This window comes from Longimicrobium sp., assembly GCF_036280135.1.
In the GTDB taxonomy this organism is placed as follows: Bacteria; Gemmatimonadota; Gemmatimonadetes; order Longimicrobiales; family Longimicrobiaceae; genus Longimicrobium.
The window spans coordinates 1-14,061 of record NZ_DASURI010000523.1 but is presented as its reverse complement, the minus strand read 5'-3'; the positions used below and the strand labels follow the sequence as shown (position 1 = coordinate 14,061).

Annotated in this window: 18 protein-coding genes; 1 reads left to right on the top strand and 17 read right to left on the bottom strand. The window is 71.2% G+C overall.

Annotated features, from left to right (window positions below; all coding sequences use genetic code 11):
• From VFZ20_RS16960 to VFZ20_RS16905, 12 genes are all read right to left on the bottom strand, one after another.
• On the bottom strand, nucleotides 1-522 hold a 522-nt coding region (locus VFZ20_RS16960; RefSeq protein ID WP_329685100.1), incomplete at its 3' end, for a pyridoxine 5'-phosphate synthase.
• Nucleotides 519-1,415: a Rossmann-like and DUF2520 domain-containing protein gene (locus VFZ20_RS16955; RefSeq protein WP_329685099.1), complete on the bottom strand. Its 897-nt coding sequence runs from the start codon at nucleotides 1,413-1,415 to the stop codon at nucleotides 519-521. The genes VFZ20_RS16955 and VFZ20_RS16960, both read right to left, overlap by 4 nt.
• On the bottom strand, nucleotides 1,412-1,666 hold the full coding sequence (locus VFZ20_RS16950; protein ID WP_329685098.1) for a DUF7336 domain-containing protein: 255 nt from the start codon (nucleotides 1,664-1,666) through the stop codon (nucleotides 1,412-1,414). Before VFZ20_RS16950 ends, VFZ20_RS16955 begins: the two co-directional genes overlap by 4 nt.
• A 43-nt stretch (nucleotides 1,667-1,709) precedes the next feature.
• Nucleotides 1,710-2,963 carry a GTPase HflX gene (gene hflX / locus VFZ20_RS16945; RefSeq protein WP_329685097.1) on the bottom strand — a complete coding sequence of 418 codons (1,254 nt, stop codon included), beginning with the start codon at nucleotides 2,961-2,963 and terminating at the stop codon, nucleotides 1,710-1,712.
• Between the two features lie 54 nt (nucleotides 2,964-3,017).
• A complete protein-coding gene (locus VFZ20_RS16940) occupies nucleotides 3,018-3,353 on the bottom strand; it encodes a DUF3368 domain-containing protein (protein WP_329685096.1) in 336 nt (111 codons plus the stop codon).
• A 150-nt stretch (nucleotides 3,354-3,503) separates the two neighbouring features.
• Nucleotides 3,504-3,749, bottom strand: a complete 246-nt coding sequence (locus VFZ20_RS16935; protein WP_329685095.1) for a UPF0175 family protein — start codon at nucleotides 3,747-3,749, stop codon at nucleotides 3,504-3,506.
• Nucleotides 3,746-3,970 carry a hypothetical protein gene (locus VFZ20_RS16930; protein ID WP_329685094.1) on the bottom strand — a complete coding sequence of 75 codons (225 nt, stop codon included), beginning with the start codon at nucleotides 3,968-3,970 and terminating at the stop codon, nucleotides 3,746-3,748. Before VFZ20_RS16930 ends, VFZ20_RS16935 begins: the two co-directional genes overlap by 4 nt.
• Nucleotides 3,971-4,015: 45 nt before the next feature.
• Nucleotides 4,016-5,968 carry an ABC-F family ATP-binding cassette domain-containing protein gene (locus VFZ20_RS16925; protein WP_329685093.1) on the bottom strand — a complete coding sequence of 651 codons (1,953 nt, stop codon included), beginning with the start codon at nucleotides 5,966-5,968 and terminating at the stop codon, nucleotides 4,016-4,018.
• Nucleotides 5,965-6,459 carry an LEA type 2 family protein gene (locus VFZ20_RS16920; RefSeq protein ID WP_329685092.1) on the bottom strand — a complete coding sequence of 165 codons (495 nt, stop codon included), beginning with the start codon at nucleotides 6,457-6,459 and terminating at the stop codon, nucleotides 5,965-5,967. The genes VFZ20_RS16925 and VFZ20_RS16920 overlap by 4 nt, the downstream gene beginning before the upstream one ends.
• A gap of 542 nt (nucleotides 6,460-7,001) precedes the next feature.
• Nucleotides 7,002-7,739, bottom strand: a complete 738-nt coding sequence (locus VFZ20_RS16915; protein ID WP_329685091.1) for an ABC transporter ATP-binding protein — start codon at nucleotides 7,737-7,739, stop codon at nucleotides 7,002-7,004.
• On the bottom strand, nucleotides 7,736-8,992 hold the full coding sequence (locus tag VFZ20_RS16910) for a hypothetical protein (protein ID WP_329685090.1): 1,257 nt from the start codon (nucleotides 8,990-8,992) through the stop codon (nucleotides 7,736-7,738). Before VFZ20_RS16910 ends, VFZ20_RS16915 begins: the two co-directional genes overlap by 4 nt.
• Nucleotides 8,993-9,281: 289 nt before the next feature.
• Entirely contained in the window at nucleotides 9,282-10,001 is a 720-nt protein-coding gene (locus VFZ20_RS16905; protein WP_329685089.1) for a peptidase E, read from the bottom strand.
• Between the two features lie 232 nt (nucleotides 10,002-10,233).
• On the opposite strand from VFZ20_RS16905, the gene VFZ20_RS16900 reads away from it, so the two are divergent.
• Nucleotides 10,234-10,779, top strand: a complete 546-nt coding sequence (locus tag VFZ20_RS16900) for a hypothetical protein (RefSeq protein WP_329685088.1) — start codon at nucleotides 10,234-10,236, stop codon at nucleotides 10,777-10,779.
• Nucleotides 10,780-10,965: 186 nt separating this feature from the next.
• Here VFZ20_RS16900 and rplQ read toward each other — a convergent pair whose 3' ends face one another.
• From rplQ to rpsM, 5 genes are all read right to left on the bottom strand, one after another.
• Nucleotides 10,966-11,349 carry a 50S ribosomal protein L17 gene (gene rplQ / locus VFZ20_RS16895; protein WP_329685087.1) on the bottom strand — a complete coding sequence of 128 codons (384 nt, stop codon included), beginning with the start codon at nucleotides 11,347-11,349 and terminating at the stop codon, nucleotides 10,966-10,968.
• A gap of 4 nt (nucleotides 11,350-11,353) precedes the next feature.
• Nucleotides 11,354-12,412 carry a DNA-directed RNA polymerase subunit alpha gene (locus VFZ20_RS16890; protein ID WP_329685086.1) on the bottom strand — a complete coding sequence of 353 codons (1,059 nt, stop codon included), beginning with the start codon at nucleotides 12,410-12,412 and terminating at the stop codon, nucleotides 11,354-11,356.
• 121 nt (nucleotides 12,413-12,533) lie between these two features.
• Entirely contained in the window at nucleotides 12,534-13,172 is a 639-nt protein-coding gene (rpsD, locus tag VFZ20_RS16885) for a 30S ribosomal protein S4 (RefSeq protein ID WP_329685085.1), read from the bottom strand.
• Nucleotides 13,173-13,329: 157 nt separating this feature from the next.
• Entirely contained in the window at nucleotides 13,330-13,722 is a 393-nt protein-coding gene (gene rpsK, locus VFZ20_RS16880; RefSeq protein WP_329685084.1) for a 30S ribosomal protein S11, read from the bottom strand.
• Between the two features lie 188 nt (nucleotides 13,723-13,910).
• On the bottom strand, nucleotides 13,911-14,061 hold a 151-nt coding region (rpsM, locus tag VFZ20_RS16875), incomplete at its 5' end, for a 30S ribosomal protein S13 (protein ID WP_329685101.1).

Genomic DNA, 14,061 nt, shown 5'->3' with positions numbered 1-14,061 from the left:
GCGGCGAAGGCGGCCCAGCTGGGCGTCGCGCTCCGCCCCGCGCGTGTTGGCGTACTCGCCCGTGTGCAGCTCGATGGCCTCGGCGCCCAGGTCCAGCGACGCGCGCACGGACTCCGGATCGGGGTCGATAAAGAGCGACGTGCGGATGCCCGCCTCCTTCAGCCGGCGCACGGCGTCGCCCAGCCCGCCACGCGTGGCCTGGCTGAAGGTGAGCCCGCCTTCCGTCGTCACCTCCTCGCGGCGCTCGGGGACGAGCGTGGCCTGGTGCGGGCGCCATTCTTCCGCCAGCGCCAGCACGTCCGACGCGGCGGCCAGCTCCAGGTTGACCACCGTGCGCGCCGTCTGCATCAGCAGGCCCACGTCGCGGTCCTGGATGTGGCGCCGGTCCTCGCGCAGGTGGATGGTGATGCCGTCCGCCCCGCCCAGCTCCGCCAGCACGGCGGCGCGCACGGGGTCCGGCTCGTCCGTGCCGCGCGCCTGGCGCACGGTGGCGACGTGATCGATGTTGACGTAGAGCCTCACCGCCCCTCCCCCAGCAGGTGCTCAATGCGGTCCGCGGCGGCGGCGTCCAGCCCGGCGGACCGCGCCAGCCGCAGGGCCTCGCGGCCCAGCAGGCAATATAGCGCCCGCTCGTCCGCCGACAACCGGGCCAGGTGCAGGGCCACCGTCTCCTCGTCCCCGCGCAGGATGGGGCCCGTGAGCGCCGCCGCCGGCCCCCGCGCGGCCAGGTTCTCCACGGCGCCGGCCGCCAGCCCCGCCAGGGCCGGCCGCGCGTCCTCCGCGTGCACCCCCGCCTCCTCCATCAGCCGCTCCGCCACGGCCAGCAGCACGACGGCGTAGTTGGAGGCAAAGACGGCCGCCGCGTGGTAGCTGGGCTTTCCGCCCGGCGCGATGGGCAGCGCCCGCCCGCCGCACGCGTGGATGATGCGCTCCGCCAGCGCCCGCGCGGCGCCCTCGCCCTCCACGCCCCACGTGGCGCCCGCCAGCCGGTCCGCGCCGGAGATGGGGTCCGCCAGCGCTGCCAGCGGATGCACGGACCCCACGGGATGGCCACGCTCCGCCAGGGCCCGCAGCACGTCCACGGACCGGCTGCCGCTCGTGTGCAGCACGGGGATGGATGTCGGCAGGCCGAGCGTCGCCAGCCGGTCCGCCACCTCGTCGATGGCGCCATCCGGCACGGCGATGACGATGGCATCGGGATCCGGGTCCGGCCGCTCGATCGCGCTGCGGTACCGCGCGGCGGACGGACGGCCCTTGAACATGGGGTGGGGCGGCGTCTTCGGCTTCCGGCCCGTGACGGTCATGGCGGGGACGGCGTGCGCGCGGTGGAGCCGCAGGGCCAGCGACAGCCCCGTCCGCCCCGCGCCCACGATCCACAGGTGCGCCGCGACGGGCTCGGGCACGACGGGGGTCACGAGGGATGCTCCTCGGGAATGTCCTCCCAGCGGATGGTCACGAATCCTTCCGTCCAGTGGTCCCGGTCCAGCGGGATGGAACCAATGTGGAACTCGTCCGGCCAGTCGCGGAACCCCGGCTGCAGGAGCGCGCGCGCCACAGCCGCCTCCGCCCGCTCGCGCGTGGAGTAGATGCCGATCAGCTTGATGTCCTCGTTGTCCTCATCCTTGGGCCGCGCGTGCTGTACCAGGTAAACGACCGCGGGGGGCATCCCCGGGACGCCCCCCGACTGCACGGCCTGTGCAGCGCCATACTCATCCGCCATACACCTTCACGCCGCGGCTCTTCAGGCGGCCCAGTGACGCGCTGGGCAGGCGGGCGCGCAGGTGGATCTCCGTGCCGTGGTCCTCGCGCTCCAGCACCTCGCCGTCGCGGTAGATCTCCGCCAGCAGCCCGCCCTGCGTGGACGAAAGCGTGAGCCGCACGTCCGGGCGCACCTTGCGCACGGCCTCGTGCAGCAGCTCGCGCAGCGGCTCCAGCCCCCCCTCCTCGATGGTGTTGACGAAGATGGAGGGCTCCGGGAACGTGCGCTCCCGCAGCGCCTGCTCCTCGTCGTGCGTCAGCCGGTCCGTCTTGTTGAAGACGAGCACCGTCGGCCGCTCGCGCAGCTCCAGGTCCGAGAGCACCTCGCGCACCACCTCCAGCTGCTCCTCCCACGCGTGGTGCGACGCGTCGATGGTGTGAAGCAGCAGGTCCGCCTCCGCCGCCTCCTCCAGCGTCGCGCGAAAGCTGGCGACCAAGTGGTGCGGCAGCTTGCGGATGAAGCCCACCGTGTCCGTCAGCAGCACCTCCGAGCCCTCGCCCACGTCGATGGCGCGCGTGGTGGGGTCCAGCGTGGCGAACAGGCGGTCCTCCACGAACACCTCCGTCCCGCTCATCTTGCGCAGGATGGACGACTTGCCCGCGTTGGTGTAGCCCACGAGCGACGCGCGCAGCTGGCCCTCGCGGCTCTTGCGCTGCGTGTGCCGCTGCCGGGCGATGTGCTCCAGCTCGCCCTTGAGCCGCGCGATGCGGTGGTCCACCAGCCGGCGGTCCGTCTCCAGCTGCGTTTCGCCGGGGCCGCGCATGCCGGGGCCGGACCGCGAGCGCGAAAGGTGGCTCCACATGCGCGTCAGGCGCGGCCGCATGTACTGCAGCTGCGCCAGCTCCACCTGCGCGCGGGCCTCGCTGGTGCGGGCGCGCGTGGCAAAGATGTCCAGGATGAGCTCCGCGCGGTCCATGATGCGCGTACCGACGACGCGCTCCAGGTTGCGCCCCTGCGCCGGCGACAGCTCGTCGTCGAACAGGATGAGCGTGGCATCGTGCTCCGCCACGAACTGCTTGAGCTCCTCCGCCTTGCCCTCGCCGATGAAGAACTTGGGATGCGGATGGTCCAGGCGCTGGACAAAGCTGTCCAGTACCTCCACGCCGGCGGTGTCGGCCAGGCGCTCCAGCTCCTGCAGGTGCTCCTCGGTGACTTCGGCGGGCTGCGACTTGGGCGGCGCGCCCACCAGTACCGCCCGCTCCACCGGCGCCGCCAGCTCGATCAGATCTCGCGTGTTTATGGCTGTATCTCCGTTGAGCTAAAGCTCTCCGAGTGCACTTAGAACCTGCTCGTACACGGCCGAGCTTAGACGAAAGTCAATCGTGTCCATGATCGGGTCCACGACTTCCTTCACGCTGGAGATCAGGCCACGCTGCTTGGCTTCGACGAGAATGCCGAGCACACCCGTGATCCTGATCCCCAAACCCTGCGCAATCTGCCGCGCCTTGCGCTCGTCTACCAGCAGCAGTTCGGCCGCGAGCTGCACAGCCAGCGCGATTGCTTCAGCCTCGCCCGACTCCAGCTTCTCCGCGAACTGGTCCGCAAGCGTGCGATCCGTCAGCGCTTCAACCCGCAGCCACGGTTGCGGCCGCACGTGCCTCGTGTCCTGGCTGGCCTACCCCGTCGCTGACTACTTCGCGGTACACGGCATCCGGAATGACGACTTCGCCGTACAACGCCGGGAGCAGGTCCAGTTTGTCCACCGCGCTCAGTGCCACCAGCGGAGATGCGTCGCTGACGACGATCACAGGCGGCCAAGGCTGCGGAGCGACGCGAGGTCCTGCTGGAAGTCGGAGAAGTCGTAGTTGAGCGGCACCTCGTGCTCGGCAAGGAGCCGATGGAACGCGATCCGGTCCACGCCCGCGAACCGCGCGGCCTGCGCCAGCGTGAGGCGTTCACGCTGATACAGGGCAACGGCCAGCTCCGCGCGGGCATCCGCCTCCGTCAGCCCCGCGGACGCGGCAAGATCATCAGGGATGACGACGTTCACGATTCTCCTCCTCCGAAATCGAGGTCGGGGCTCGCGGTGCTCGGACGCGAGTCGCCCTCCCCATGCGTCCTGCGATCCGCGATCACCGCGATGGCGAGATCCCTCACCTTTCGCATGGCTACGGCCCGGGTCTCACCGTAGACGATCACACCCGCGAGCCCGGGCATTTCCGCGATCCATCGCCCATCTGCTTCGCGTTCGATTTCGATGACGAGGTTCATCGCTCGCTCCGTCAGCGTGTCGTTCGAGGCGCGTGTGCGTCGAATCTACACGCCGGCCAGCTCCTCGCCTACCCTCTCCCAGGCGGCGTACGCCTCGGCAAGCCGGGCCTGCAGCGTGTCGCGCTCCGTGGCCAGGGCCGCGGGACGCGCCGGGTCCGCGCCGGCGGCGTACAGCGCGGGGTCGCCCAGCGACGTCTCGATCTCGCCGATGCGCGCCTCCGTCTCCTGGATGCGCGCCTCCAGCTCCTCCATCTCCCGCTCGCGCCGGCGGATCTCGTTCTTGGACAGCGCCGACGTCCTGGCCCCGTTCGCGCCCGCGCCGGACGCGGTCAACGCGCCGGCTTTCGGCTCCGCGACGCGGGCGAGGGCGGCGTTGGCGGCGGACTCGGCCTTGCGGCGCGCGCTCCACTCCAGCCACTCGTCAAAGCCGCCGGGGTAGTCCACGAACCGCCCGTCCTCCCACGCCCACACGCGCGTGGAGACGGCGGACAGCATGGCCCGGTCGTGGGAGATGAGGATCACCGTGCCGTCGTAGCCCTCCAGCGCCTCCTCCAGCACCTCCCGGCTCTCGATGTCCAGGTGGTTCGTGGGCTCGTCCAGCAGCAGCAGGTTGGCCTTCTGCAGGGTGATGCGGGCCAGCGCCACGCGCGCCTGCTCGCCGCCGGACAGGTCGCCCACGCGCGCCTCCTGCTCGTCGCCGCTGAACAGGAACCGGCCCAGGTGGTTGCGCAGCTCCGGAAAGGTCAGCGACGGCGCGGCCTCGGCCACGGCCTCGCGCACCTTGTGGTCCGGGTTCAGGTGCGTGAAGTCCTGCCGGTAGTACGCCGTGCGCACCCCCGTGCCCATGGTCACCGAGCCGCGCCGGGCCTCGCCCACGCCGGCCAGGACGCGCATGAGCGTGGACTTGCCGCAGCCGTTGGGGCCCACGATGGCAATGCGCTCCGTCCGCGACACCTCGGCCGAGAACGGGGCAAAGAGCACGCGGTCGCCGTACGCGCACTGCACGCCGTCCAGGCGCATCACCACGCCGCCGCTGCGCCCGCCGGACGCAAAGCGCAGGGCCATGGCCTTTTCGTCGCCGCCCACCGCCGCGATGCGCTCCATCCGGCTGAGCAGCGTGCGGCGGCTCTTGGCCTGCTTGGTCTTTTGCCCGGCCACGTTGCGGCGGATGAAGTCCTCCGTCCGCGCGATCATGGCCTGCTGCTGCTCGAACTGCTTGCGCTGCAGCTCGCGCCGGGCCTCGCGCTGGTCCAGGAAGCTCTCGTAGCCGCCCGTGTACGCGTACGCCGTCCCCTCTTCCAGGTGCAGCACGTGGTCGGCCAGGCGCTCCAGGAACACGCGGTCGTGACTGACGAGCAGCACCGTGCCCGGGTAGCCGCGGATGAACTCCTCCAGCCACTCCGTGGAGCGCAGGTCCAGGTGGTTCGTCGGCTCGTCCAGCAGCAGCACGTCGGGCTGGTACAGCAGCGTCTGCACCAGGCGCAGGCGGCCCAGCTCGCCGCCGGAAAGCGCGCGGATGGGCTTTTCCCACGTCTCCGGGGGAAAGCCCAGGCCCTCCAGCGTGGCGTCGGCACGCGAGCGCATCTCGTATCCGCCGCGGCGCCGGAATTCCTCCACGTGCCGGTCGTACGACTTGAGCAGGCGCTCCGCCTCCGCCGCGTCCTTCGCCTCGCCCAGCTGCTCCAGCTCGCGGTTGATGCGCGCCTCCATGGCCACCAGTTCCGCGAACGGCTCCAGGGCCGCCTCGTGCACCGTGGCCGCGCTCTGCTCGCCGCGGTTCTGGCGCAGCAGGGTAAAGCGCAGCCCGGGATGGAGCCACGCGTCGCCCTCCGTCAGCTCGCCTTCGCCCGTGATGGCGCGCAGCAGCGTGGTCTTGCCCACGCCGTTGCGGCCCACGACGCCCCAGCGCTCCCGCGCGCCGATGGTGAACGAGACGTTGCGGAATACCCAGCGGTCGCCGTACTGCTTGCCCGCGTTCTGCAGCCGGACGATGGTCATCTGCCCAGGCCGCCGGTGAGCGACATCGAGCCCGTCTTGCGGAACGGCACCTCGCGGCGCGTCCCCGCCGCGCGCACGTTCACCGTGCCCGTCACGCGGTAGTCGAATCGTCCCGTGCGCAGCACGGACGAGGCCGCCGGCCCCAGGTCCGTCAGGCGAAAGTTCACGGGGATCTGCACCGTCTTCGTCTCGCGGGCGCGGATGACGATGTCCTCCTCGTACGTGCCGCCCGTGAGCCGCTCCCAGCCGTCCTCGCTGGCGGCGTTCTGGCCGGGCTGGCGCAGGAACAGGTCGTACTTCAGGTCCTCGGCCCGAAAGCCGATGGCGTTGGGGTTCTCCACGCGCAGGTTCACCAGCAGGGTGCCGCCGGTGAGCCCCACGCTCCCCAGCTCCACGCCCTCCATCTCGATCGTGGGCCTGCGAAAGCCGGTGCAGGCCTGGGAAAGCACCAGCAGGGCCAGCACGGGCAACGTCGTCCATCGCTTGAGCATACCGCCTCCTCGGAGATCATCCGCATCCCGTGCCGACGCGCGTGTCGCCGCCCGTCACGGGATGATTGTTGAACATCGGGAACTGCAGGATTCGGGCGTGTCCCTCCGCTGCGCTCCGGGCCGGGCTGCGCGCGCCGTAGGGCACGGTACAACTGTGCCCAACGGCGCCGAGCCCCCTCCGCATGCCGGCACGATACAGCTGTGCCGTCCTGCTCCGGCGTCTCGGCCCTCCGGGCGCGCATCCCTCACGCGACGGACCGGACCGCCGGCCTCGTGCGGGATGGTGGAGTATCTACCGCCCGCCGAGGGCCCCCACCCCCCGGCCCCCGCTTCGCGGGGGAGGGGGAGAACTGCGCTTACGCTTGCTTCGCCCCCGGTGCAGGATCTCCCCCTCTCGCCAACCCCTCCCCCGAAGTTGGGGGAGGGGTCGACCGACGTTGCGAGGAACGAGCAAAAGGAGGTCGGGGGAGAGGGCCCCCCGTCGCGCAGCGACGGGCCCTGCGCTCGATCCTCACCGACTCCTCCCGGCCCGCCGCGATCGGCTACTCTCGCGCATCCTCTAGCTCGTACGTCAGCGACGGCGCGCGGCGCCACGCCTCCCACGCCTCGCCGTCCAGCGTGGCCCAGCGTCCGCCGGGGCGCAGCAGCAGCCCGCGCCCGCACCACGCGCCGATGAAGTCCAGGTCGTGGCTGCTGATCAGCACCGCGGCGCCCTCCGCGCGGCGCGCATCCAGCTCGGCCACCAGGCGCTCGGCGGACGTGCGGTCCAGGCCATTGAGCGCCTCGTCCAGCAGCAGGGCGCGCGGGCGGTGCAGCAGCGCCGCGATGATGGCCGTCTTGCGCCCCATCCCCTGCGAAAGCTCGCGGCACAGCGTCCCTTCCGCGCCCGTGAGCCCCAGCAGGTCCAGCAGCCGGCCGCACTCGGCGCGTGCGGCGGAGGCGTCCATCCGCCGCGCGGCCGCGACGAACTGCAGGAACTCGCCGACGGTCAGCTCCCCGTACAGGAACGGCGTTTCCGGGACGAAGCCGATACACCCCGCCGCCGCGACGGGGTCCTTGAAGGGATCGTGCCCGCACAGGCGCACCGTGCCGCGGTCCGGCAGGCGGTCGCCCGTCACGCAGCCCAGCAGCGTGCTCTTCCCCGCCCCGTTGCTGCCCAGCAGGGCCACGGCCTCGCCCGGCCGCAGCGCGAACGACACTTCGTTCAGCACCACGCCGCGCCGGTACGCCTTGCGCAGCCCCTCCACCGCCAGCGGCGGCACTCCGTCCATCGTCGTCATCGCCCCGCCGCCGCCAAGGACGCCGCGGAGGCCACGGCCGCGCTCCCCGCCGCTGCGGCGGGCCAGAGCCACCCCGTGCTCCCCGGCACGATCAATCCCCACACCATCCCCACCGGCACCACCAGCGCCAGGGCCATCCCGAACGCCGCCGCCCAGCGCCCCAGCAGCCGGTCCGCCGCGCCCAGGCCGGCCGCGCGGTCCAGCCAGCGCATCCCCCCGCGCTCCATCCGCCCCAGCCCGATGACGGCCATGGCCTGCATGGCCAGCACCAGCGCGCCGGCGAACGCCACCCAGCCCTGCACCTCCGTGCGCTCCCCCGCGCGCAGCAGCGCCAGCACGCAGACGAGGGAGACGGGCCACGCCACGCGCCCAGCCCAGCGAAAGCGGCGCCCCACGACGGCCGCGTCCCGTGCGCGCACGGCCCCCGCACGCGACGGCAGCACCGCCGCGAGCCCCCGTCCGATGACGAGTCCCGCGTCCCCCGCGTCCGGCGGCGGCGCGTAGGCCATCTCCGCGGCCTGCGGCCCAAAGCGCGGCGCAGCGCGCTCGAACCGCCGCGCACCCAGCATCGCCAGCAGGGCCGCCGCGACGGTGAAGCCCGCCACCCAAGCGAACGCCGGCAGCGCCGGGACCAGCACCATCCGCGTGGCGAGCGCCGCGACGATCACAGGCTTGAGCGGCGCCCACACGAGCGGCCCGGCGCGCGCCAGCTCGGGATCGGGTCCCATCATCCGCGACGTCAGCTCCAGGCCGCGCCCCGGCAGCGCCACGCGTTCCGCCGCCCCGCTGAGCGCCGAGAGCGACATCCCCCATCCCGTGAGCGCCGCCGCCAGCACCAGCGCGACGGGCAGCGCGCCCAGCGTCCCCGTCGCCGCGTACGGCACCAGCGCGAGCAGGACGACGAGCAGCGCCAGCGCCGCCAGCCGCGTGGCGCGCAGCCCGTACGACGCGCGCGCGGGGATGCCCAGCCGCCGCAGCAGCGCGTCGTCGCCCGGCCGAAAGAGGATGGGATACGCCCAGAACGCGATGGGTGCCGAGATCAGCAGCCCCAGGCCGATGGCCCCGTCGCCGTCCTGCGGGTCCGGCCGCACGGAATCCGCGCCCAACCACAGCGCGGCGATGCCCAGGGCCGCCGGCAGCCCCACGCCGATCCACGCCCCCACGCGCGGATGCCGAAACGGGTCCGCGAGCCGGCGCGCCTCCAGCCGCAGCAGGAGCGAGCGTGCGTCGTGATCAGGTGCGCGGGATGCCAACAGGTTTCGACTCGGGTTCGGTTGATGCGGATCACGAACGTCGCCAGCGCGCGCGATGCCGCCCCGCAGTCCGCGCAGGCGGACTTCGTGCCTTTCCAGCGGCGAATTCATTCGCTTGTCTGGAGGTCTGCGTTATACGCTTCGCTGGCGGCGCAAGAAACTAGGCGCCATCAGCCCCGAACGCGAGACGGCCGGGCTCGATCGAGCCCGGCCGCCCCGTCCATCCAATCATCCCGTACCCGATCCTCCATGCGTCGACGCATCGCGCATCGGCCGAATCGCGCATCGCCTACGACGTCCCGCCCAGGTACTCCGGCTGCACGATGGTGGCGCGCGCGTCGTCGCCGTCCGGCTCCACCCGCCACGCCAGCGCCGCCGGCCGCGACGAGACGACGCGCTCCAGGCGGCCGTCCACGTAGTGCAGCCCCACGCCGTCTTCCGCGGCCAGCCCGGGCTGCCCCGTGGAGGCCACGAACCCGTTGAACGCGAACGGGCGGCGCGGGTCGCTGTCGTAGTGCGGGCAAAAGCTGCCGGGCAGGAAGCCCAGCCCGTTGTTCAGCGGGTTGAGCCCGGGCCCGTACGAGTCCGTGATGCCGCGCTCGAACCAGCACAGCCCGCCGGCGCTCACCCCGCAGGCGATCACGCCCTCGGCAAGCAGCCGCGGCAGCACGTCCGCCAAGCCCTGCGCGCGCCACACGGCCAGGAGGTTCACCGTGTTGCCGCCGCCTACGTAGAGCACGTCCTGCTCGCGCAGGAACGCGTACAGGTCCTCCACGGAACGGTTGAAGAGCGTGAGGTGCGAGGGCTCGCAGCGGTCCTCGTCGAACACCTCGTAAAAGCGGTCCACCCACGCCTGGTTGTCGCCGCTGGCGGTGGGGATCAGGCACACGCGCGGGCGCCGCTTTCCGGTCAGGCGCAGCACGTAGTCGTCCAGGAGCGGGTTGTCCGGCTCCATGGCAAAGCCGCCGCCGCCGAACGCGACGATCTGGCCCTTGGTGATGGGGGGCATGGATGGATTCGGAGGATGCGCCGCCGCGGCGGCCAGGTCGTCGGGAATACGATTCCGGACAAGATGCGAAGATCCTCGCCGGACGGAAAGGCACGCGCGGCGCCAGTGGACGCGGGATGACGGCGCGCCGGTATCCATGTTGCTCCCCTGGAACCCGAGAAGTCCGCGGCCGGCGGGCGCGCGACGGTGCGCGCGCCGTCCCCGCATCCACGTCGCATCCTGGAGAAAGACCGTGAAAACGTTGAAGATTTCCGCCGTTGCCCTGGTCTCGACCCTGTCGCTGGCCGCGTGCGACGGAGACGGCGGCACCATCGTAGGTGGCCTTCCGCGGGGACAGTTCGAGGGCGAGGTATCCGGAGTTCTGGACACCTCCGTCCGCGGCCAGGCAGAGTCCGGCTACGCCTTCGTGCAGGGCGCGCACGACGTGATCGTGCTGACGGACTTCACGGAAGACGTGCAGGTCGTGATCTACGACTCCGAGGACGACTTCCGCGAGGGCCGCTGGACCATCGAGGACGAGAACGACTTCGACGGGCGGGTGCTGGCGTACGTGGAGGACCTGAGGACGGGTGAGACGTTCGGCTCCGTGAGCGGCACGCTGGACCTGGGCGACGTGCGCAGCGGGGGGATCGAGGGTCGGGCTACCTTCCGGGCGGAGAGCGACGACTCGTTCGGCGACTTCATCACCGTGGACGTGGACTTCAGCACCACGTACCGGGGCGACATCAGCCTCAACCGCAGCCCGTCGCTGTCCCGGAGCCCCCGCCGCTCCAATTGACGGAGCCGAACCATCCGCGCGGAAGCATGGAACCGGCAGGATCCGCAGTACTCTGCGTCCTCTGCGGCTCTGCGTGAGAAAGCCGTTGCCGTAAACGTAGGCTTAAGCGAGAAACCCCGCGGCTCCGTTGAAGGAGCCGCGGGGTCTTTCGTGCGGAATCGAGAACCCTCGAACCGCGAGAACGGCTTACCGCGTGGCGGCGGCCGTCTCGGCGGGACGGTCCACCAGCTCGATCAGCGCCGTCTCGGCGCCGTCGCCCTGGCGAAAGCCCGTCTTGAGGATGCGCGTGTAGCCACCGGCGCGCGTGGCGGCCGCCGGCCCGATCGCGTCGAACAGGCGCACCAGCACGTCGCGGTCGTTGATGTGGCGCGCGGCCAGGCGCTTGCTGTGCAGGTCGCCCCGCTTGGCAAGCGTGATCAGCTTCTCCGCGAACGGACGAAGCTCCTTGGCCTTGGCCTCGGTGGTCTCGATGCGGCCGTGCCGGAACAGGCTCATGGCCATGTTGCGCAGCAGGGCTTCCTTGTGCTCCGACGTGCGGCCGAGCGCGCGGCCCTTCTTACCGTGTCTCATTGGATTACAGCTCCCCGGAGGGACCGCCCTCGGCGCCCCCGTTCTGCTCGTTGTTGGGTTCGTCGCGGACCACCCACCAGAGCGTGCCGCCCTCGTCCTGCTCCAGCGAGCTGCCAAAGCGCAGCCCGTGGCCAGCCAGGAAGTCGCTGATTTCCTGCAGCGACTTCTTGCCGAAGTTGTCGATGGCCAGCATCTGCTGCTCGGTGCGCTGAACCAGGTCGCGCACCGTGTGGATGTTCTCCTTCTGCAGCGAGTTGCGGCTGCGCACGGAGAGCTCGGCCAGGTCCTCGATGGGACGGTTGAGCAGCTCCTGCAGGCGCGGCGGGATGCTCGCGCGCCCCGCGGGCACGGCCGCGCCGGCCCCGCCCCCGTCGCCCCACGTGCGGTCGGCGCGCCACTCGGGCGAGCCGCCGGCCAGGAACGCCAGGTGCTCGATGGCCAGCCGCGCCGCGTACTGCACCGCCGACGGCACGTCCAGCGCGCCGTTGGTCTCCACCTCCAGCACCAGCCGGTCAAAGTCCGTGCGCTGGCCCACCCGCGTCTCCTCGACGACGAAGTTGGCGCGCGTCACGGGGTTGTAGATGGCGTCCACCCGCACCAGGTCCGCCGGCATGCCGCGGGGGATGGGGTGCGCCTCGGCGGGCACGTAGCCGCGCCCCTTGTTCACGTACAGCTCCAGGCGCAGGTCGCGGTCGTCCTGCAGCTCCAGGATGTGGTGGTCGGGGTTGATCACGTCCACCGAGGGGTGGCCCGTGATGTTGCGCGCCGTCACCTTGCCCGCCTTGTTGGCGCGCAGCTCCAGCACCGCCTCGTCGGCGTCCTCGTCCATCCGCAGCACCAGCGACTTCAGGTTGCGGATGATCTCGTGCACGTCCTCCACCACCCCGGCCACCGTCTGGTGCTCGTGCAGCACCCCGTCGGACCGGAACGCCCACACCGCCGCGCCGCGAAGGCTGCTGAGCAGGATGCGGCGCATGGTGTTGCCCAGCGTGTGACCAAAGCCCCGCTCCAGCGGCCGAAGCACGATCTGCCCCGCCCGAGGCTGCTCGGGCAGGTTCGGCATCTGCAAGCCGGTAATATCGAGTTCCACGATTGTCCCCTCCCGGATGTGGACAGGATGCGGGAAAGACCCGGGCGGCAGGAGCGCCATGCGCGCGCCCGCCGCGTCGGGTCCATCCGTTCGCTTACTTGCTGTAGAGCTCGACGATGAGCTGCTCCTGCACCGCCAGCGGGATGTCGGCACGGGTGGGGCGGCTCACCATGCGGCCGGTGCGCGAGCCCTCGTCCACGGCCAGCCACGCGACCGTGGTGGGCTTGGTCTTGGCCGCCAGCGACGCCTGCACGGGCAGGATGTCCTTGCTCTTGGCCGCGATGCGCACCTCGTCGCCCGGCGCCACCTGCGCGCTGGGGATGTCCACCAGGTGGCCGTTCACCTGCACGTGGCGGTGGCGAATGAGCTGGCGAGCCTCCTTGCGGCTGCTGCCGAAGCCCATGCGGTACACCACGTTGTCCAGCCGGCTCTCCAGGGCCACGAGCAGGTTCTCACCCGTCACGCCCGTCTGGTGCGCGGCCTTCTCGAACAGGTTGCGGAACGGCTTCTCGGCCACGCCATAAATGCGCTTCACCTTCTGCTTCTCGCGCAGCTGGTGGGCGTACTCGCTGGCCTTCTTGCGGCGCCCGCCACCCGTCTGGCCATGCTGGCCGGGGGCGTAGGGGCGGCGCTCGACGGGGCACTTCTCGGTAAAGCACTTGGTGCCCTTCAAGAACAGCTTCTGCCCCTCGCGGCGGCAAAGCTTGCAGACGGGTCCGGTATAACGGGCCATTTTCCTGTAACCGTTTCGGTTGATGGGTCTCTCGTTCGGCTTCGTCCCCCCGACGGTCGCGAGGGTTTACGCCAGGACTGCAAGTGCCAAGTGCCGAGTTCCAAGTGCGAAGTCTCTTCGCTTGGCACTTGGCACTCCGGCACCTGGTACTTCTGTCTTACACGCGGCGCTTCTTGGGCGGACGGCAGCCGTTGTGCGGGATGGGCGTCACGTCGCGGATGCTGCGGATGCCCAGGCCGCTGGCGGCCAGCGCCTGGATGGCGCTCTCGCGGCCGCTGCCGGGGCCCTGCACGTACACGTGCACGCGCTTCACGCCCAGCTGCAGCGCCTCGCGGGCGGCCTGCTCGGCGGCCACCGTGGCGGCGAAGGGGGTGCTCTTCTTGGAGCCCTTGAACCCCGCCTTGCCCGCGCTCCCCCACACGACCGAGTTGCCGGCCATGTCGGTGATGCTCACGATGGTGTTGTTGAACGTCGCCTTCACGTGGGCGACGCCCTCGCTCTCCACGTGGCGCTTGGCCTTCGGGCGCCCCGCGGTCTTCGGCTTGGCCATCTGGAATCTCTCTCGTTAGGTGCGCGGCCCACCGCGCGTATGGTACGGCTCTTTGCCGGAAGGTCCGGCGAAGTGGTCATCGGCTCCAGCCAGGGGCCGGAGCCGATCACGGGAAAGTGCCACGTACCAAGTGCCGAGTACCAAGCAGGACTGACTTGGCACCGGGCACTTGGAACCTTGGTACTTTCTTACTTCTTGCCCGGCTTCTTCTTGCCGGCGATGGCGCGGCGGGGGCCCTTCTTGGTACGCGCGTTGGTGTGCGTACGCTGCCCACGCACCGGCAGGCCACGGCGGTGCCGCAGGCCGCGGTACGAGCCGATGTCCATCAGGCGCTTGATG

Coding starts and splice junctions, on each gene's coding strand:
- VFZ20_RS16890 (WP_329685086.1), bottom strand. CDS start 12,412: ATGCCGAACCTGCCCGAGCAGCCTCGGGCGGGGCAGATCGTGCTTCGG.
- VFZ20_RS16925 (WP_329685093.1), bottom strand. CDS start 5,968: ATGACCATCGTCCGGCTGCAGAACGCGGGCAAGCAGTACGGCGACCGC.
- VFZ20_RS16950 (WP_329685098.1), bottom strand. CDS start 1,666: ATGCCCCCCGCGGTCGTTTACCTGGTACAGCACGCGCGGCCCAAGGAT.
- rpsD (WP_329685085.1), bottom strand. CDS start 13,172: ATGGCCCGTTATACCGGACCCGTCTGCAAGCTTTGCCGCCGCGAGGGG.
- VFZ20_RS16920 (WP_329685092.1), bottom strand. CDS start 6,459: ATGCTCAAGCGATGGACGACGTTGCCCGTGCTGGCCCTGCTGGTGCTT.
- VFZ20_RS16930 (WP_329685094.1), bottom strand. CDS start 3,970: ATGAACCTCGTCATCGAAATCGAACGCGAAGCAGATGGGCGATGGATC.
- VFZ20_RS16915 (WP_329685091.1), bottom strand. CDS start 7,739: ATGACGACGATGGACGGAGTGCCGCCGCTGGCGGTGGAGGGGCTGCGC.
- rplQ (WP_329685087.1), bottom strand. CDS start 11,349: ATGAGACACGGTAAGAAGGGCCGCGCGCTCGGCCGCACGTCGGAGCAC.
- rpsK (WP_329685084.1), bottom strand. CDS start 13,722: ATGGCCAAGCCGAAGACCGCGGGGCGCCCGAAGGCCAAGCGCCACGTG.
- VFZ20_RS16905 (WP_329685089.1), bottom strand. CDS start 10,001: ATGCCCCCCATCACCAAGGGCCAGATCGTCGCGTTCGGCGGCGGCGGC.